At 43.4% G+C, this 19,581-nt stretch carries 11 protein-coding genes; 4 read left to right on the top strand and 7 right to left on the bottom strand.

Features of this window, described 5'->3' with window-relative positions:
* The first annotated feature begins 9 nt into the window (after positions 1 to 9).
* From Q0502_RS11745 to Q0502_RS11730, 4 genes are all read left to right on the top strand, one after another.
* Positions 10 to 2,424, top strand: a complete 2,415-nt coding sequence (locus tag Q0502_RS11745; RefSeq protein WP_298650928.1) for a family 20 glycosylhydrolase — start codon at positions 10 to 12, stop codon at positions 2,422 to 2,424.
* A gap of 104 nt (positions 2,425 to 2,528) precedes the next feature.
* Complete coding sequence (locus Q0502_RS11740) at positions 2,529 to 4,841, top strand: hypothetical protein (RefSeq protein WP_298650927.1); 2,313 nt, start codon at positions 2,529 to 2,531, stop codon at positions 4,839 to 4,841.
* 71 nt (positions 4,842 to 4,912) lie between these two features.
* Positions 4,913 to 5,227, top strand: a complete 315-nt coding sequence (gene rhaM, locus Q0502_RS11735) for an L-rhamnose mutarotase (protein WP_298650926.1) — start codon at positions 4,913 to 4,915, stop codon at positions 5,225 to 5,227.
* 85 nt (positions 5,228 to 5,312) lie between these two features.
* Entirely contained in the window at positions 5,313 to 7,403 is a 2,091-nt protein-coding gene (locus Q0502_RS11730) for a hypothetical protein (protein WP_298650925.1), read from the top strand.
* A 205-nt stretch (positions 7,404 to 7,608) separates the two neighbouring features.
* On the opposite strand, the gene Q0502_RS11725 is transcribed toward Q0502_RS11730, so the two are convergent.
* The 7 genes from Q0502_RS11725 to Q0502_RS11695 are packed head-to-tail and all read right to left on the bottom strand — an operon-like array spanning position 7,609 to position 19,580.
* Positions 7,609 to 10,413 (bottom strand): alpha-L-rhamnosidase, encoded by a 2,805-nt coding sequence (locus Q0502_RS11725; RefSeq protein ID WP_298650924.1) that lies wholly within the window; start codon positions 10,411 to 10,413, stop codon positions 7,609 to 7,611.
* A 55-nt stretch (positions 10,414 to 10,468) separates the two neighbouring features.
* A complete protein-coding gene (locus tag Q0502_RS11720; protein WP_298650923.1) occupies positions 10,469 to 12,259 on the bottom strand; it encodes a hypothetical protein in 1,791 nt (596 codons plus the stop codon).
* A 50-nt stretch (positions 12,260 to 12,309) separates the two neighbouring features.
* Complete coding sequence (locus tag Q0502_RS11715) at positions 12,310 to 13,281, bottom strand: sugar phosphate isomerase/epimerase family protein (protein WP_298650922.1); 972 nt, start codon at positions 13,279 to 13,281, stop codon at positions 12,310 to 12,312.
* 36 nt (positions 13,282 to 13,317) lie between these two features.
* A complete protein-coding gene (locus Q0502_RS11710; protein ID WP_298650921.1) occupies positions 13,318 to 14,781 on the bottom strand; it encodes an Ig-like domain-containing protein in 1,464 nt (487 codons plus the stop codon).
* Between the two features lie 14 nt (positions 14,782 to 14,795).
* Positions 14,796 to 16,097, bottom strand: coding sequence for an alpha/beta hydrolase (locus Q0502_RS11705; protein ID WP_298650920.1), 1,302 nt, complete (start codon positions 16,095 to 16,097; stop codon positions 14,796 to 14,798).
* Between the two features lie 51 nt (positions 16,098 to 16,148).
* Positions 16,149 to 17,795, bottom strand: coding sequence for a DUF4998 domain-containing protein (locus tag Q0502_RS11700; RefSeq protein ID WP_298650919.1), 1,647 nt, complete (start codon positions 17,793 to 17,795; stop codon positions 16,149 to 16,151).
* Positions 17,796 to 17,804: 9 nt separating this feature from the next.
* A complete protein-coding gene (locus tag Q0502_RS11695; protein ID WP_298650918.1) occupies positions 17,805 to 19,580 on the bottom strand; it encodes a RagB/SusD family nutrient uptake outer membrane protein in 1,776 nt (591 codons plus the stop codon).
* Position 19,581: the final 1 nt, after the last annotated feature.

Below are 19,581 nucleotides of genomic sequence, written 5' to 3'. Positions count from 1 at the left end.
CAATTAAGAATGAGGAATACTGATATGAGTTTTCGATTGATTTATTTCGCGTGCGCGCTCTTCCTTTCTGCAATCAATCTATCCGCGCATAACAGCAGTACGTTGCCGGTTGTTCCCAAACCTTTGCACGCAACCGTTTCGGGGAATGTAATCCTTTTCGACAACACCTGGACCGTGTACGTTGATTTGCGGGCGACGATCGACACCGCATATATCTCATCCGTCCTGAAAGAACACGGTGTTCACACTCGTTTTACCGACAAGAAAAGCAATGCCGTATTCATCCTGCACATCGATAATAAAATTTCGAAAAATCCGGAAGCGTATCAATTGACGGTATCGGAGAAAAAAACAATTACCGCTTTGGCATCGGCAGACAACGGGTTATTGCATGCCCTTCAAACCATCCGGCAGATTATTTCCTGGAAGGGTAACCAGGTAGCCATTCCTTCCTGCAAGGTCATGGATGAGCCGGCCCTCTCATGGCGTGCATTTATGCTGGATGAGAGCCGGCATTTTCATGGAATGGAAGCGGTGAAGAAGCTACTGGACGAGATGGCCTACCTGAAAATGAATACTTTTCATTGGCATTTGGTGGATGATCCGGGATGGAGGATCGAAATAAAAACATATCCGAAGTTGACGGCTATAGGATCCAAACGCGATTTCTCGCATCGCGACCTATCGCCCGGACAATGGGATGAAAAGTTTCCTGAGAGAAAAATGTTTTATACCCAGGATGAGATTCGCGAAATCGTGAAATACGCCGAAGTGCGCGGCATAAAGATAATTCCCGAGATTGAAGTACCCGGCCATGCATCCGCCTCTATCGCGGCATACCCCTGGCTGGGAGCCAGCAGCAGTCAACAGGACAAAGGAATCTGGGGCGACCTTTACAACGTGACCGATCCCAGGGTAGAAGCATTCATTCAGGATATACTGAATGAAGTGATCGGGCTATTCCCTTCAAAGATCGTCCATATAGGTGGTGATGAAGCCGATTATACCCATTGGCAGAATAATCCGGGGATCGTGCAGTTCATGAAGGATAACAGCATTCCCACCTTCTCCGACTTACAGGTATGGTCCATCAACCGGTATTCCAATTACCTGGCGTCAAAAGATGTCCGCATGATGGGATGGAACGAGATTACCGGTGACAATATCCGTGGTGAAGCGCATAGGGAGGCGAGCCAAACCGAACAGTTGGCTAAGGGAACGCTGGTTCACTTTTGGGATGGGGACATCAGCCTGGTAAACAAAGCAATTGACAAAGGGTACGACGTGGTGAACTCGAACCGCCATTTCACTTACCTGGATTATCCCTACCAGGTCATCCCTTTGGATAAAGCCTATTCATTCAACCCGATCCCCGAGGGATTAGGAAAAGAAAAAGAGTCGAAGATCGTGGGATTGGGTTGTCAGATGTGGGGCGAATTTACACCGAATCTCACCCGGATATACTATCAAACCTTTCCGCGTATCGCCGCCTACGCGGAGTGCGGATGGACAAAAGCCGAAAACAAGGATTATGAAGAGTTCTGCTATCGTATGAAGAACACCGAACGTCGCTGGCGTAAATCAGGGTACTTCAACCGGCAACCCTCCTATTCAAAGCAGGATGACACCTTCACACTCTGGCAACTGCCCTCGCAAATTAACACGATAGGAAACTCTTACGTAATACGTACCGACGATGGCAAGATCATCGTGATGGACGGGGGCGTAACAGAGGAAGAAGGCTATCTCCGTGGATTTATCGCTGCATTAGGCAATAAAGTCGACTGTTGGTTCGTGACACATCCCCACCCCGATCACATCGGAGCCTTGACGCGTATACTGGAAAAACCCATGGATATCGATATTCGCCAGATCTGCCAATCGACCTTCTCGGACAAACTGTTAGACCGGGAACCTGCTTATAAAGATGCAGCGGTTGCCTATTATGAAGCGGCTAAAAAGTCGGGCGTACAGCTAATCGAAGCCGAACCAGGGATGACATTCACGTTCGGCCAGACCTCGTTCAAAATACTGGGGATTAAAAATGAGGAAATAACGGCCAATCCTTATAACAATTCGAGTATGGTAATAAAAGCGGGGGATGCCGTTAAATCGGTATTATTCCTTGCCGACGTGGGAGCAGAAGCGGGGAATAAATTACTAAACGGCCCCTACCGGAACGAACTGGATTGCGATTACATGCAGGTGTCGCACCATGGACAGACTGGCGTGAGCATGGATTTCTATCGCACGGTGAGATTCCGTGCCTGCCTGTGGCCCACCCCATCATGGGTATACGATAATGATGCGGGAGGAGGTTTCAACACGCATACCCTGACCACGATTGAAACACGCGATACGATGGACGCCCTGAATATCACGGAGCACTACTTGAGTTTTCAAGGATTAACAAAGATCGAGTAGTCAAATTATATATGTCAAGAACTCGTATATGCTACCCATCTTCTCAGATCATCGTGAACCAACTATTCTAAATTCAGAGATTCTGCAATATGAAAAATCTATTTTTGAAATACGTTCTTTTATTATTTATAGCCCACTCTATGACGATGATCGCGATAGGTGGAACACCCTTTGAATCAAAACAAAATTTCGAGTCATTGTTTCCCTCGGAAGATCAGGGATATATCCCCTACCAGGTTCCTCCTGTAATTGGTGCATGGTTCTGGGGAGAAGAACAATTTGCACCCGGCGGTTATAAAGAGTTTATCGACATAGTCAGTATGCACTCTCCCTACAATTTATTGACGACAGGTTTCAGGGTACGCGGTAGGGATATCACCGATATCGATGTGCATAACCAGGTAAAGCTGGCAGTAGAATACGCGAATGAAAAGGGGATTAAAATTGCCTTGGAGCTGGATCCTCGAACAGCTATCCGAAAATTCGAGGCATTATATCCAGACGAGCTTCAAGAGTCATTATGGCTCGAGGAAGTGCCTCTTTTCAGCAGCACCCCGGTTGATGCCGTTGTACGGAGTATTAGCCTCAACGATCATATGACAGGAAGCAGGACCCCTTATATTTCGCTGACAGGTTCTTTGAGGCGTGTATATGCTTACCATAAAACAACGGGGGAAATTGATCCGAAAACTCTGAAAGAGATAACGGATGAATGCGAGGTGGTGTTCTCTTCGAGTGACTCGATGGTAGTCCGCCTTCCCGCTGGCAAAGGAGATAAACCATTACATGCTTGTGTGATAGTCACGTATACGCATCTCGCGCCCGATGTTTTTGCTCCGCATCTGATGGAGTTTACACGCCAAATCCTTCGAAGCTATTCCGATATTCCATTGGCAGGCGCCATGCGTGACGAGTGGGGATTTCCCCCCAGCTTTCCTGCCGACCGGATGGCCTCGGGGAACCATTTTTGGTATTCTCAACATTATGCTGCCGCTTATGCCGAAAAAACCGGGGGAAGGGAATTATTGAAGGACTGTTTATTAATGTTTGCCGGCATCAAAGGGAAAGAGCAGGAAAGGTATCTGGCAATCAATCATTACATGGAACTGAATTGGCAGCAAAATAAAATGTTAGAAGACGATTATTATCAAACCGTGAAAGAGATATTCGGGGCCAATGCGGCGGTGGTTACCCACCCTACCTGGTACCCTTACCCCAATCGTCTGGAAAGCAAGAAAAACGGTTTATATTGGTGGGTTGCACGACGCGATTGGGCACAAACGGATGAAATAACCCCTTTTGGCGTACGAACCGCTCTTTCAAAGAAATGGAACAGCCCGATCTGGTACAACCAGTACTATTCGACCGATGGGGCTAATTATGAAGGAGAAATATGGAGTGCTGCACTTGCCGGGGGAAGGATCAATTACCATCCCTTGTATCCAAGCAGCAAAAATCGTCTGGATAAGCACACGCTACTTTTTACCGATAACCTGGTGCAGGCAGAAAGCAAAGTTCGGTTGTTAAATTTTATCAGTAAAAGCCCCTTGGATTGCCCGGTAGCGGTTATTTTCGGCCATGCTGCCACGATGAATACCATGAGCCCGTCATTCGAAGAGGTGGGGATGGAATTGGTCAACCGTCTATGGCAAATGGGCATTCCCACGGACTTAATTCCCTCGAGTGAAATAGAAGGCGGCAGTGTATACATAGACGAAAACGGCTGGATACGATACGGGCCACAGCGGTACGCGGCGGTCGTACTATATAATCCCGAATTTGAAAAAATAACCACTGCCGATTTTTTTAACTCGGCCTCCCGGGGGCAGAGTAAACTCTTCCGCGTGGGCAATTGGACGATGGATTTCGACGGCAATAGCTTTGATGGCAACACTGTTTTATCGAAACAAATGGTTACGGGTAAATCTTTAGATGTTATTTGCTCGTCAATCAACGCCCAACTGAAAAAACAAAATATTGATCTTCAGACTCCGGCAACACGCTTGATAGAGGGATTCGGACACGTTTCTAATGCTCCTCCGGTACAGGGATCTGCACGTTTAATTGATGGCACGTTGATCCAAGTATCGGGAAAAGATAATCCCGCGGGCGACGTGATCCGTTCGGGCAAGAGAGTTGGAAAACATACCGTGAATTTCGACGCGATCGGGGTTGCCGCGGTCCGTCTCGATAAGAACGGAGAGGTGGAGGCACTGGCGGCAGGTGGGTTAAAGTATTTTAAAACCGGGGACTTTATCATTGATTTGGAAGAGCGTATCGATCTTGCGTTCCGGAAAAACGATCGGGGGGAGATCGAAGGGATCATTCAGGGACATGATCGTGAAATCCCCGAACCGTTGTTAGCAATAACAAAGAACTGGACCTTATTAAAAGTTCCTGTCGCGTATCACGAGTAAGTAATTAATAAACGCTCTCATTAGCAACTATGTGGGAACGATTACGTATTCACATTTAACAAAAGGATAGTATGAAACGAGTAGCATTTAAGATGTTTTTGAAGCCGGGATTTGAAGAAGAGTATGAAAAGAGGCATTCCGCGATCTGGCCTGAACTCAAACAACTTCTGGAGGATACCGGAGTGAATGATTATTCCATATTTTGGGATAAAGAGACGAATATTCTGTTCGCGGTGCAAAAGATCGATGGTGAACAATCATCCCAGGAGATCGGCACAACCCCCATCGTACAGAAATGGTGGGATTATATGGCGGATATCATGGAGGTGAACGAGAATAATTCCCCTGTTTCCATACCTTTAAAGGAACTGTTTTACATGGAATAGAAACTCCGCCAAACTGCTTACCCGGTATGGCGAGTTGTCTATCAAATAGGGATTCGAAGTGAATAATAATTTAAAAAACACGCAAATGGACAAGCTGATAAACATTTTACAACAAACGACAGTCATCTTGTTGATGACAGTACTATTTGGGGCGTGCATAGGGTCACAAGAAGGATCCCGTATTCCCGATCCCAAAGAAATCGACAGGAAGTTCGAATACGGAAATACCTATCCCGACTACCGGGATCTGTACCCGGATACCTGGGTTGCGACCGATGCATTAGGCCGGAAGATGCCTTCCTTCGAGGAGGTAGGCCCTATGAAAGATGACAAGCGAAGGGTGGTGGGAATTTTTTACATTACATGGCACACCCAGGGCTTAAAAAATCTGGCACAACCCTACCGTGCCAATGTAACCGCGATCCTCGAAGAAGATCCCTCCGCCAGGTTCGACGCCGCTCACGCGTTGTGGTATACCAATTCATACCACTGGGGTGAACCGGAAATGGGTTACTTTCTGAGTCAGGATGAATGGGTCATCCGTAAAGACATGTCCATGCTTGCCGATGCGGGAGTAGACCTTTTGGTGATGGATGTCACCAATGCCGTGCGCTACTGGGATGAGTGGGACGTTACCTTTAAGGTAATGCAGGAAATGATTGAAGAAGGCAACAAAGTGCCCCGCTTCTGCTTCTGGGCATTCAACGGACCTGTGATCACGGTGGTGCAGGACCTGTACGACCGTGTTTACAAAGAGGAGAAGTACAAAGATCTGTGGTTCTATTGGGACGGGAAACCCTTACTGCTCTACAATGGAAGGCCTGATTTTGACGCGAACAGAAACGGCATCACGCATCCCAACCCCCATTATGATCCTGCGGCAAAAACCGATCCTGATCATCCTCACTATCAGGATCCCGATTACGCAGAAGAATTTTACCTGGATTACACCAAAGAGGTGAAATCCTTTTTCACGCTGAGGACCATGTGGTGGGGTTACTATGAATGGGGAGGCGAACGATTTGTAGGGACAGAAGATAACTGGAGTTTCGGTTACAGTATGGCTGATCAGAGAGTAAAGGCCATGAAGCCCGGGGAACTTCTCTCTCTGCACGACGGAAAACGGGAACAGGCGGCCGTGACCACAGCCCAGCATCCGGTCACGATGACGGACGAGAATATGGGAGTCGGAAAGTCCTGGTCGCGTGAAAACGGACAACCCCAGCTGAATGAATACGACATGCCGGAACCGACCTATGTTCCGTGGCTGGGTAAAACGGTTGAAAACCCTGAAAGTTATGGCATCTATTTCCAGGAACGGTGGGATGAGGCTATCGCTGCCGATCCTGATTTCCTATATGTCAACGACTGGAACGAATGGACCGCGGGCAAGTACCAACCGGATGGAGGAGGCACTACCCCCTGGCTGGGCCGCGACAATCCTTTTTTCTTTGTAGATCAGTACAATGCCGAATTCAATCGTGGCATCCATCCCATGAAAGGAGGCTACACCGACAATTATTATATGCAGATGGCACAAAATATCCGCAAATACAAAGGTGTAAGGCCAATCCCGGTACAACAGGGATACCAGTCTATCGAAACGGATGGGGATTTTACCGACTGGAAAAAGGTTAAAAACGAGTTCCGGGATACCAGAGGCGACACTTTCCATCGGGATGCTCTCGGCTATGCAGGCATTCATTATACCAATACTTCGGGACGGAATGATTTTATCACGGCCAAGGTGGCTGTTGACAAAAAAATGATCGGTTTTTATGTCGAAACAGCAGAAGAGATCACATCCCATACCGGAAACAACTGGATGCTGTTATGGATCGATTCCGATAATAATTCTGAAACAGGCTGGTATGGTTATGATTTTCTGATCAACAAGAGCATTGTAGATGAGAAAACGACCTCGCTGATGAGGTATGATGAAAACGACAGGGAGGATCCATGGAAACTGGTTGCCCACGTGAATTATCATTATACCGGCACTGGGTTGGAAGTGGTTATTCCACGCGATTTGCTTGGGTTGATGAAGGATCATTTTATCTTTGATTTTAAATGGTCGGACAATCCGGCAGACTTAAACGATCCCATTTCTTTGTGTACCGACGGTGACACGGCTCCTAACCGGAGGTTTAATTACAGGCTGATCTGGGAAAAATAACATTCGATTTTTACTGAAAGCTATATTAAACCCCTATTGACGAAAGTTACCGAGTGGTAATTAAAAAAACCAAAACACCACTTGAAAGACTGGACCAATGGGACTTGATTTGAAGGGTTGAAGTCCGGACTTCAACCCTTCAAATTACCAACTTACACAGTTCGTGGGATACTCCCTTTTTGGTTATACTTGTGGGAGGGTAAAATCAATCAACTACTTTAAACCGGTAATCTCCTGAACCGACTTCAAACACAAAAAACTCCTTTTCCTGTCTTAAAAATTTAATTCCCCGGGCTTTTGAAATATTATCCCCGGTTTCTGTGATCTGTTTCATCTCTTTTGCCGGAATATAAACAACGGCACTACTATTTCCCGGGATAGTAATATCCCATTCAAATGAGTTTTCATTTTTTCTCCACGCGCTTTTTATTAATCCTTGCATAGAATGGTGGGAGGCGGTAACATAATCCAAACCATCTACAACATAGGGTTGCATGTGTATATCACGGAAGCCGATACTTCCCGATAAGTTTTGAATGCCGGCCAAGTACTCGTAAAACCATACGATAAGATCCCCCAGAAGCATTACATGATTATGGGAATTCATGGTGGGATCGGCGGTATTACCGTTCCAAAGTTCCCAGATGGTGGTAGCCCCGTTTTCGATCATATACCCCCAGCTTGGGTAATCACGATTGGTCGCTATTTTATACGCTATATCGCCACGCCCATGGTCGGACAATCCGCGCATAAGCCATTGAATACCCACCAAACCGGTACTTACATGCCCATTAAACTCGTTCATGGTTTTATCAACAATGTTAGAAAACACCCGTTCCCCGAACCCTTCCGGAACCAAACCGAATCGCAATGACACTAAATTGGCAGTGACGGTATTGTTACTGTATTGTGCGGTTTCTTTATTAAAGAACCGGCTATTGTATGCTTCTTTAACGAGGGCTGCCTGATTCGAAAAGTCTGTCGCTTCGTCGGTTTTATTTTGTAATAACGCGAATTTTTCGAGCAAACATAGCATGTGGTAGTAAAATGAGGTTCCCAAAAGGATGCCGTCCGTTCTACGGGCCGGATCCGCGGAGTGTATCATCTCGGGAGACTCGGGAGGCATACACCAATCGCCATATAAATCACGAGGCATGATATTTTCCTCCATAAAATTATCACGCATGTATTTCATCCATTTTTTCATGGAATCATAATGCTTTATAATGGGCCTGTCATCTCCAAATTGCTCGTACAACATATTAGCGATAATTAAATAAGCTCCGGGCCATGTCATGTTGTCGTTGTAGTTTCTCCAGTAAGCAGGTGCCACATCGGGAATACTCCCCTCCTCGGTCTGCGCCTCTTCTATATCATCCAGCCATTTGGCATACAGATTGTGATTGTTAAAGATAAAACTTTCGCCATGTGATCCCGTTGCCCTGTCACCCAGCCATCCCATTTTTTCATCGCGCTGCGGACAGTCTGTAGGCATTCCACGGTAGTTCCCGCGAATTCCCCAATAGGCATTTTTATATATTTGATTAATTGTTGAATCAGAAGTTTCAAAATGGCCGACGGTCTCCATTTCGTCGTAAATAACTTTTCCTTCAAAATCCTTCACGGTGGGAACTCCCGGGTAACCGGTCACTTCAACGTAACGAAATCCATGATACGTGAAAGAGGGTTCCCAAAATTCGTTTTCCGCCCCCTTTAAAGTATATACATCGGTTACCCGAGCGTTGCGGATATTACCCATGTAAACCGTTCCATCGTCATTCAATACCTCCGCAAAACGTAATTTTACTTGCTCGCCCGCGTTGCCGTTCACCTTCATACTTACCCATCCCACCATATTTTGTCCCATGTCGAGGACATAAACACCTGGCTTTGGCTCTGAGATGGACTGGGGTGACAAGGTTTCCATGATCTTTATATTGGGATTGAGTTGCGCTTCAAGGTTACCCCGCGGAGCATTTGTTAAATCGACTTTCAGCCAATTGTAGTCATCAAACCCGGCATCACTCCAGCCGGTCATTTCTTTTCTAGCATCGTATTCTTCCCCGTCAAATTCGTTATTAGCAATAATGGGTCCGTTGGCCGTTACTTTCCACGAGTCATCACTAACAACTGTTTGTTGACTACCATCGGCATAAAAAATCTCAAGCTGGAGGATCATCTTGGGATACCCATAGTTCTGGGTGGGTGGAAGCGGTGGAAAAGAATCATCCTCGATGGTACGCATATTAAAAAAGCGGCCGTTTCCCAAAACAACTCCAATAGCATTGTCTCCTGTAGCGAGAAAATCGGTAACATCAAAAGTGTTATACTTTACACTTTTAGTATAATCGGTTGGCGTGGGAGATAATACCTGATCGCCGATTTTTTCGCCGTTAAGGTGTACCTTATAAAGCCCCAGTCCGGAGATGTAAAGCATTGCCTTATCTATTTTTTCTTCATTTTGAAATTCTTTGCGGAAATAACGAGCAGCTAAGCGTGTCTTTCCTTTCAAAATATCACCGGGAAAACTTCTATCAAGGCCGATCCATGTTGCTTTCCAATCCTCATTATTCGTGAACGCCATTATCCATCGCGCCGGCTGGCTCCAATCGGAAGGACCAAGGTTGGTGGTTGTTTTCACCTTCCAATAACAAGTAGCCCTACTTTCAAGAGGTTTTCCGTTGTAAGAAACATTCGTGGATTTTTCTGAACGAACTAATTTCGAATCCCACAGGTCTCCCTCATCTGCGTTGAGCTTTTCAAGTGAAGAGGCTACCAGTATATGATACCCGGTTTGCTTAACTCCCCTGATATTGGCATCAATTTCCCAACTTAAAGAGGGACTGTCAATATCAATGCCGATAGGATTCTCCATGAATTCACCTCGCAAGTTGCTTACCCCGATTTTTGCTTCCTGAGCACATGCTTGAAGAAGAAATGGGATTGTCACGAAGCATATCATTACCTGGCAGAATGTTCTTTCTTTATGATGCCTATTATTCGTTTTCATTATTCTGATTTTTGACAGGGTTAAGTGTATATTAAATATTGTGTTAAATTCCGTGTTAATAACCGTAGCTGAAATTTAATCTGCCTAATGGAGCGCTATCGCCCGTGACATAATAATCCATTATATCGTTGAACCGGGTTACATTATCAGCCACTTTAAACTCGATGGAGCAGTTATTTTTCGATAAGCCCAGCAACGCGAGGGGAATTGCCAGTTGCAGAACATTTCCCTCAATACTATAATAGGCGTCGCCGGCATACTCCCAATGATATCCTCCTGTGGAGCGTTCTACGGATGTTGTATTAATTTTATCCGGTTTTCGATTTATCACGAACTGATATCCTTCGAAAGAAGGGGGGCCTCCCCCTGTCCTAATGAGAACATTCATCCAATTGATATCTTCACCATTATACGGAGTGATGTCATCCAATGTTTGAATCATGAAGTAGATATTCTTTTCATCATGTACAACTTTAATCTTCGCGATATCGTTACGGTTACTATAATCGGTATATCTGCCTGTAGAAGCAGCATCCACGAAATCCCTACTTATGGCATCGCCTGCAAAGTCAACATAAGTAGCCTGTACGTTGCTCCATATTTCTCCCGGGCTTTCATGAATGTCAATCGTTTTGTTTTGATACTGATAGTGACTGCCTTCCACGAACTTGAACTTTCTCACATTTTTAACAAGTTGCATATAAAAGTTGTCATTGTATCCTCCCTTCATCATTTCTATATCTCTCGAAAATTCGGGATTATATACATCCACGAAAAACACTTCGTTCGCTTCATTTTTATACTTTATGGCCATCCATTCATTGAAAGAAGTAACCAAGACGTTGTTTATTGAATCTTTTTTTTCATGAACGGCATCCCACATGGTTTGAAAATTTGCACCGGCAGCCCACTCTTTTTCAACCTTTCCGGTTGCATTATTATATCCTCTGCTACACTCCGGATGCATACTGCTCGCGTAAATGACCGAATGGCTATGTTGAGCTACCGGTACTGCCACCGAGCCGTTATGATTCCATTGTGGGTATTGCCAACTCATCCAGGGGACAGCATCCGGATTAAAATCACCGTTTGGCCATTGAGATTCTCTGACATCAAAATATGCTATCATTTCCGGTATAATATAATCGGTGAACGAATGGAATTTTGTCATATCAGAAGCATTGGCATTATTCTCCGTTATACCTATCATTAGAGGTTTTCCGTTGGGTTTAAACCACAAGCGCTCGTATAACCCGTCTTTGTAAAAATTTTCGTATATCCGATTTACTGTTTCTCCTGATCGCGAATTGGTATAAAAAACGACTTTAGGCACGTTAAACCCTTGTTTTTGAAATTTCAACAATACTTCGAACAGGTTTTTAGCCGGATTAGGATAAATGAACGTGTTGGTAGCATCAATACAAAGATAATCGATGGCTGCATGGGTGAGTAACTCTATATGGCGAGTCACTACCCATGGGTCATTCATATTATAATATCCGTATAATGGCTCTCCCCAAAAATGAAATTGATTCAAAGGGCTTTCGGGTTCCCCATCGGGATTCAAAAGTGCTGACGGGTTATCACTGAGCAACCTGCTTATATCATAAACTCCTCGATTGTGCTGTCCCAGCCAAAGCGAATAAAATAAACCGACATACTTGGTTTGCTTTTCCGTGGAAGAACAGACTTCAGACCGTCTGCCCAAGGCATCAGTACCGGATAAACCCAGTATCGAATATTCGACCTCATTTACATTTCGATTGTCTTTAATCCGATTTGTTCGTTTAGCCGTACACGACATCAGAACAGCAATAAGAAAGAGTAAGCCAATTGAATTTTTCATACTTTTAAAGAGTAAAGATAGTCACGTCATTCATCCTAATCCATACTGATTTAACTCTGGAATAATACTTTACGCATAAATCGGGAAGTAGCAATAGCATCATTCCTTTCAACCAGTTCTTCTAGTTCTGCATAGTTCTCCTCAACAATTTTTTCGAACTGGCGTACCCACTTGATACTCTCTCCGATGGCATCTATTGCATCTTCGCGATAAGGATACTGATCCATGGACAGCCATCCTTTGTATCCGGTTTTCCTCAAACTTAATAATAAGTCTATATAGACTGTACTGTGCACAGAACCTACAATCATATCATCATCCCATGACCCGTGATTGTCGTTAAAATGCATATGGAAAAGTAAATCTCCGGCACGTTTTGCCAAAATAACAGCTTCGGCCACATTTTCCCCTGCATAAAAACCGTGGCCGGTATCAATACATATTCCTACATTATCACAACCGGTTTCTTTTGCAGCGAGAATCGTATCGGCCATTCTGGCATGGAAAGAAAAGTTACGCGGCTCTTTGGGCTTATACTCTAGAGCATACTTCAAGGCAGGAAACTCCTGGGCCAACCGTGTGGTTCCTTCGCGGAGCCATTCCCGTTTCTGATCATAATTGGTCGTCAACAGGTAATCATAGCCATCCTGAGCCATCCATAGATTGACCACTTTACAGTTCATCTCAAGGGCAATCTCGCTCATTTGACGCAAATAATCGAGTGACTGCTGCCGGATTTCAGGATCGTTGTTGGTAATAGTGCCCCTGGCATATTCTTTTACGGTGAATACATCAGGTATAATTGAAACACAGGTTTTTCCATAGTCTTCCATTCGTTTTTTCATATCCTTCACGTTATCCGGACGAATGTCCCATGTCCCCACCAGTTCAATACCTTCCACATACGGGATTTTAGCCGCCTGAGCTAACATTTCCTCTGTACTTGGATTATCTTTGTAACCTTTACAGAAACGATCACAGGTATTTCCCAAATTACCTAAAATAACTGAATACTTGTACATAATAATTTTTGTTAAGAGTTAATATAAATGCTATTGTTATTCATAAATCTCCGGAATATCAATCAGCGTACGCTCGTACATTTTTTGTCCGCCTTTTTCATTCGGGTGATGATAAATCTGCCAACCGTAACTATTTGAATAATCTTCCCAATACATAAGCGATTTATCTACCTCCCTTCCATCCCCATTAATTGAAGTAGCCATATCAAATTTGCAGCCTTTAAGACCTAATTTTTCTCGCACCTTTTCTATAAGCTCATTATTTTCAATTTGCGATCCACTTTCATTACCTGGAATATTATTGAGAATCGGGATAGCTCCTTGTTCCTTGATATAATTAATCAGCTCTGTTAAATTGGCTTCGGTGTTACCACCATTGGTTCCTATGGTCACCATCACATATTTTGCCTTGATATAGGGCAATTCATTTTGTATGTAATTAAGCACCATCGTGATAGTTCCTCCGCCTCTTCCACTGGACATAGCATTACCGTTCAGCCTGCTGATGACCATCTGCGTCCATGCCTTTGGAAAATCCGTGGTCGGGAAATATCCTTCCGGTTGAGTGATTGAATCTCCGTACATCAACAGGTTAACCGATTTTTTTAACGCGTAGACAGTAATTTGCTTTATCAGTAAAGAGGAGCCTTCCACCAGTCCAAAGCAGTAATGGTCCCATTGCATTCCAACGGCGAATCCTTTTTGCAGAGCACCGGCACCAAATCCTCCTTGACCGTCATTGGTAACTGATATCACAACTTCTTCACGGGTTTGTATATCGATAACACGAACTTTTGCCTGTTGATAAATGTGATAAATCTCAACGATATACTCCCTGTTCCCTTCAAGGAAAGGAACATGCTGCTCACTAACCGGGTCTGTAGCGATAGAAATACGTTTATTGGGTACATCAACAAAAGCATTAAAGTCACCTTCGCTGCTTTTAAAAAGGGCTTTAGCATTATGAGATGGTTTTATATGATACCGGATCATTCGCTCGGCCAATGCATAAAATTTATCGAGTTTCACAACATTTCCTTCTTCAGTTACATTCAACCCTTCCGTGGTATATTGAGCCACACCATTTAACTGTAATTCCTGAATGGGGGTATTGTTGATTTTTATATCGTACAGAATACTTCCTTGTACAGGTTTAGCAGCTTCTATTGTTATAGGAATATCCACGCTAACTGTCTGGTATTTTACAGTAACCACTGCTTCTCCAACAGCAATCGCCTCTACTAACCCATTAACGACAGTAGCCACAGATTCATCAGATGATGACCATTGAAAGGCGGGTTGATGGGCAACAGAAGGAACCGAAAATGCTGTAATCTGCTCTGTATCTCCAACCTGCATGGTCAAAGACAGCTTATTCAGATGAATATTTTCCAGCTTGTATCCTTCCTCTATATTGCTTTTCCCACATCCACCAGAAATTAAAGTTGGGAAGAAAAACAGTATGATATGTAGAAAGACCCTGTATTTGTAGTTTATCATATAAATTTCTGAATTTATCGAGCCGTAATGGTCGCTCTCTCTGAAACTAAATTGAAATGGTTTACGGTTTCCACGCTTATTTTCGTCTTAACGTTTCGTGTTCCCGTAATCACGAACTTCATATCAAGCACTTTCACGGGAATGGTATTATCTCCGTTAGTGTCAAATGATTGATAAGCACCGGTTTCTGGTAAAGTTCCTATAAGAATATCATCTTTGTAGATGTTAAATTTCAATATACCTGACTCCATATCCGCATCGGCTTCCCATGTAACCTCTAACATGGTTTCATTTCTTTTCACCCTTATATTATAAGGAGATGGTGGCGGTGTTTTATCGACGACAGTACCGGTTGAGACAAACTCCTGCCAATTTCTTGCCGTTGATTCATCAGGAAATACGCACATACTGCTTTTGTCGCCGGAGTAGTCTGACTCCTTATATATTTCAAGCGACAATGTATCTCCCAACCACGTATGATTGGGATCGAGATCCTGCAAATCGAGAGAATGATCGTTTGGCAATCGTTGTTTTAGGGTTGCTTCAAAGAAAGGGATTGCCATATAGCGAAGATAACTGAAATTATGGTTTTGACCTTCATTATAGGCAATAGTTACCGGAGCATCCATTTCGCGCAGTTTGTGAAATGTATTCAATGCGGTTGCCCAACAAAGAATTTCCGGTGAACCGTCGTTAGCCCCCGCGTGACGTAAAAGTAACGGAACTTTGGCTGCATCTGCTGTATAGTCCCATTGAGGGTTCCTTGCAGCCGAATAAGAAACAATCGCCAAAATTCGTTCGGGATGATCCCGTAACATCGCAAGTGCCCAATACCCCCCGGCAGAATGCCCCCACAATAACCATGGAGCAGTTTTTAACTCCGGATGCCCGGTTTGAATGGCTATTTGCTCCAGGACTTTAAAAACAGCAGTGGCGCTACCCGAGTTTGGTTCATTCCATACATGACAATCGCCATACAATGCAGTTTCAAGAATTGCCAATTTCCATTTCTCAGCAAATGCCTGATACTGTAAATCATAAGGCCTGGTAATGCCAAACTGCTCCATGGTGCATCCGTGTTGTAAAATAAGTACGCCTTGCAACGGACCGGAAACCTCAGGTATGTACACTCCATATTCGGCACGATTAGCAAAAGGGCAATCCTCCCCTTCCAATACTATTTTAAGAATAGTGTCATTCCTACTTTCCAGGCACTTATTCGGGTTTACCGAAACGACTCCTATACTTAATCCTTTTTGATAAGAGGATAAGATGCATCCAAGCAGAATAAATAATAGAACTTTAGGTCGATTCATTGTTATTAAAATAATGGCAGGCAGGTAATAGCCTGCCATTATAGAAGATAGTTATCTCGTTAGTAATTCAAAACCATTAATATTCATATCGCTCCAGGGAATACCGGTTGCTCCAAAAATATCATGGGTGTTATAGACCACACCAATTGTAACATTCGATGCTTTTTCAACAGTAAACGGGATTGTATTAACCGATTTTTGATTAGCAACCAAATCGCTAAAACCTAACACCTCGGGAGCGGAGGTCACCTTACTGTAATCAGGCATCGTTGTCCCAGTAGCAATTACGCCATACATGTCAACACAATCCGGGCTGGTTGTATGTGCTACGTCGATATTCAAAACATACCTACCTGGTAAAATATGGCATGTTTGATAGATTTTACCGTTTGTAACTAAAGAAAGTCCCCAAACCGCGGCACTCCAAACACAGAATGTTCCACCAGAAGTGTCAAAGCTTATATAAGCATTGTTACTATGCGTCCACCCCGTTAGTTTTTGGAATCTTCCAGCACCTACCAACGGGAATAAGTCCGACCCGTCTCCCTGGAATGGTTGCTTTGAATTCGCTAATACGGGGAGATTTTCTCCGTTTATCCCGCTAACATTTAAATCATTAAACAGATCCATTTCAGCTATTTGCGCACCGGCGATTTCATTATGATTATCAAGAATAGATATTTTGAAATAGCGTGATACAACTGATTCTTGAAATTTGAAAGTTTGTTTATGACTATTTGCTTTGAACCTCCCTTCTGATATTACTGTCCAATTTTCGTTATCATTGCTAATTTCAAACTTGAATCCTTTGGCAAAACCGGTATCTCCCGGTTCTTGTGCCTGAACAAAATGGAACCCATCAAATTTCTTTTCGCTTTGCATATCTACGATAATCCAATGCGGCATGGATTCATTTTGTGAATGCCATAGGGTCGCTGCCTCGTTGTCAATTATATTACTTGCTTTTCTGGAAGGATCTTCGTCAGAAACTGTTAAGATTGTCCAAATCTCCTTTTCAAAGTTTTTCATTGCTGCTTCTTTCGCATCAATTTTAGGAGCAGCAAACTCGTCGATAAAATCAATTGTTGGCTTATATACAGTATAAAAATAATAAGTTTCACTTAAATCAATGTTATCAATAACAATTGATTTATGATCTCCTGGCATCGTTACGCTATCCTGAACTCCAGATAAATTTGTATATAGAACCCTCACCCCTACTTCATCGGGATTTCTGTTATCAAAAAACATTTCTATAGAAGTGGGAGAAATTGTTCTCTGGCTCAACAATTTTCGATTAATCAAATCTTTTTGATAATTTTCTCCATAGATGGTGACTTTTACCCCTTTTGGGTCAGACGTCTCTCCCTTATTATTTAACGTTACTACGCGAAGAATGACCTCCCCTTCCGGTAGTTCCTCTACAATTATAGTTTGCGTAGCCTCGACTTTATCGATTGTAAATTCTTGAAATTTACCGCTTCCGTAAAATATTTTCCCAGACATTGATTCTGCCGGGGCCTGAAATTCTACTTTTGCACGGTATTTTCCGGAATGTGCTATTAAATCACCTACAACCGGCGGTGTATTGATTCCCTCTTCAGTACAACCTATACATAACATTACAGAAGTAAAGAGAATTGAAAATAAATATGTTATATTTTTCATGTTGAATATACTTAATGATTTACTATCCATTTTTTCAAATTATTGCCATGCTTCAGGCTGCGTCATACTTACCAACTTCTTAGCATCTTCCAGGGGTATCGGTAATACAAGATATTTATCTGAATAGGATTCATAATCCCGTATTTTCCTGCGTTCATAATGGAATATTCCATCGTCATCTTTAGTAATTCTCATTCCCGTTATAAAACGATTTGTTTCATTAAGGATCTTCCACCTCCGTTGATCATGGAATCTCCATCCCTCAAGACAAAACTCCACACGACGCTCATTACGAATACGTTGTATAAGGAAATCATAATTCTTCTGAAACCCGGGAACGTCTTCAATTTTAGGCTGTAATGCTCTTTCTCTTATGATATTTAACAGGGTTATTGCTCCATCAAAATCGCCTAATTCACACAACGCTTCCGCACGATTAAGATAGAATTCGGCTAAACGAAAGAACACCCAATGGGTAGGTTCGTTTCCTTTACTCGTTCCCGGCCCCCAATACTTGATTTGTTTGTCTTTGCGACTGTAATATCCGGTGCAAGAACGTTGAGTTTCCTGCGAAATTACATCATTGAATCCATTTCGTCCACCCACGAACGTTTCAACTATAAATGGTTCCGTGCAATTATAGGGCACCCCGTAATCGGCCATATTATAGAGTATATTCACGTAAAAACGGGCATCTCTGTTTGAATAAGGATCCCCTCCCGGCTCTTCGCTATATCCCAGTGCGGCAGCTTCCGGAGTGACAGTAATTTTGGTTCGGGTGGCATCATCATAAGTAACAGGAAAAGCCCCATTCGTCATTTCAAAGCAATCGACCAATTCTTGCGTGGGAGATTCCCCACAATTCCATATATGCGAGATAGATGCATAAGGATAAGTACCCACATCCACTCCATTCGTGTTATTAATATGTGAATTATCGGACCAGGACCGCCAGATGATCTCTGAAACGGGTGTTGTAAATGCACCTACAAATAACTCTTTATATTCATTCATTGGTACAAGGCTATAGTCAGACATGTTTATCACATCTTGGGCTGCATCGGCAGCACGCTGCCATTTATCGCGATCTTTTTCAGGATTGTTGAGGATACTGGCATTATTGAGTAAGACGCGGGCCCGAATAGCGTACGCAATACCCTTATCAACACGCCTTGCCTCACTTGCTGTTTGCCTGTTTGGAAGGATTCCGGATTCAATCACATCCATCAACTCCTCGGATATCTTGCTGGCTATTTCATCATAGGTGGGCCGCTTGAGTTCATTCCAATCTCTATACGTTGCTTCAAATGGCTCCTCAATCCAAGGTAGTGACCCATAAAATTCCAATAGATTCATATAAAACCAGCAGCGAAGTACGCGTGCTTCCGCTATCCAGGTGCTCCGTTCCTGTTCGGTAATAGCAGTTGATTGCGGTAAATACTTGATGGCATTATTCGCAAAGCGAACACCTCTCCAAAAATCAGGCCATAACTGTTCTGGGTTGGTATGCCATGCCCAGTTAATAACAGGATTGCTCAAGGACAATGATCCATTATGCCATTCATAAGCATTATAAGTTGCAGCCCAAAAAGCATTGTCCGTTAACGCCTCTATTGGGTTATGCACAAAAGAAATTTGGTCTCTGGAAAGATAAATTTCTCCGTATGTTTCATCGATAAGACCTTTGCTACGCTCATAATTGCTTAGTATCTCCTCAATTGTAATCTGCCCGTCGGGAGTTTTATCGAGTACGCTTTCGCATCCATATTGGGATGTAAGCCCGATTATAATAAATAAAAAAAATATTTTTTTCATT

Origin of the sequence: uncultured Proteiniphilum sp. (genome assembly GCF_937873925.1) — a bacterium.
Classification (GTDB): Bacteria; Bacteroidota; Bacteroidia; order Bacteroidales; family Dysgonomonadaceae; genus Proteiniphilum.
This window is presented reverse-complemented; position numbering and strand designations above follow the sequence as displayed.

What these genes read in the sequence shown, in the direction of transcription:
- Q0502_RS11745 (WP_298650928.1), top strand. Translation starts at nt 10, where the DNA reads ATGAGGAATACTGATATGAGTTTTCGATTGATTTATTTCGCGTGCGCG.
- rhaM (WP_298650926.1), top strand. Translation starts at nt 4,913, where the DNA reads ATGAAACGAGTAGCATTTAAGATGTTTTTGAAGCCGGGATTTGAAGAA.
- Q0502_RS11730 (WP_298650925.1), top strand. Translation starts at nt 5,313, where the DNA reads ATGGACAAGCTGATAAACATTTTACAACAAACGACAGTCATCTTGTTG.
- Q0502_RS11725 (WP_298650924.1), bottom strand. Translation starts at nt 10,413, where the DNA reads ATGAAAACGAATAATAGGCATCATAAAGAAAGAACATTCTGCCAGGTA.
- Q0502_RS11720 (WP_298650923.1), bottom strand. Translation starts at nt 12,259, where the DNA reads ATGAAAAATTCAATTGGCTTACTCTTTCTTATTGCTGTTCTGATGTCG.
- Q0502_RS11715 (WP_298650922.1), bottom strand. Translation starts at nt 13,281, where the DNA reads ATGTACAAGTATTCAGTTATTTTAGGTAATTTGGGAAATACCTGTGAT.
- Q0502_RS11710 (WP_298650921.1), bottom strand. Translation starts at nt 14,781, where the DNA reads ATGATAAACTACAAATACAGGGTCTTTCTACATATCATACTGTTTTTC.
- Q0502_RS11705 (WP_298650920.1), bottom strand. Translation starts at nt 16,097, where the DNA reads ATGAATCGACCTAAAGTTCTATTATTTATTCTGCTTGGATGCATCTTA.
- Q0502_RS11700 (WP_298650919.1), bottom strand. Translation starts at nt 17,795, where the DNA reads ATGGATAGTAAATCATTAAGTATATTCAACATGAAAAATATAACATAT.
- Q0502_RS11695 (WP_298650918.1), bottom strand. Translation starts at nt 19,580, where the DNA reads ATGAAAAAAATATTTTTTTTATTTATTATAATCGGGCTTACATCCCAA.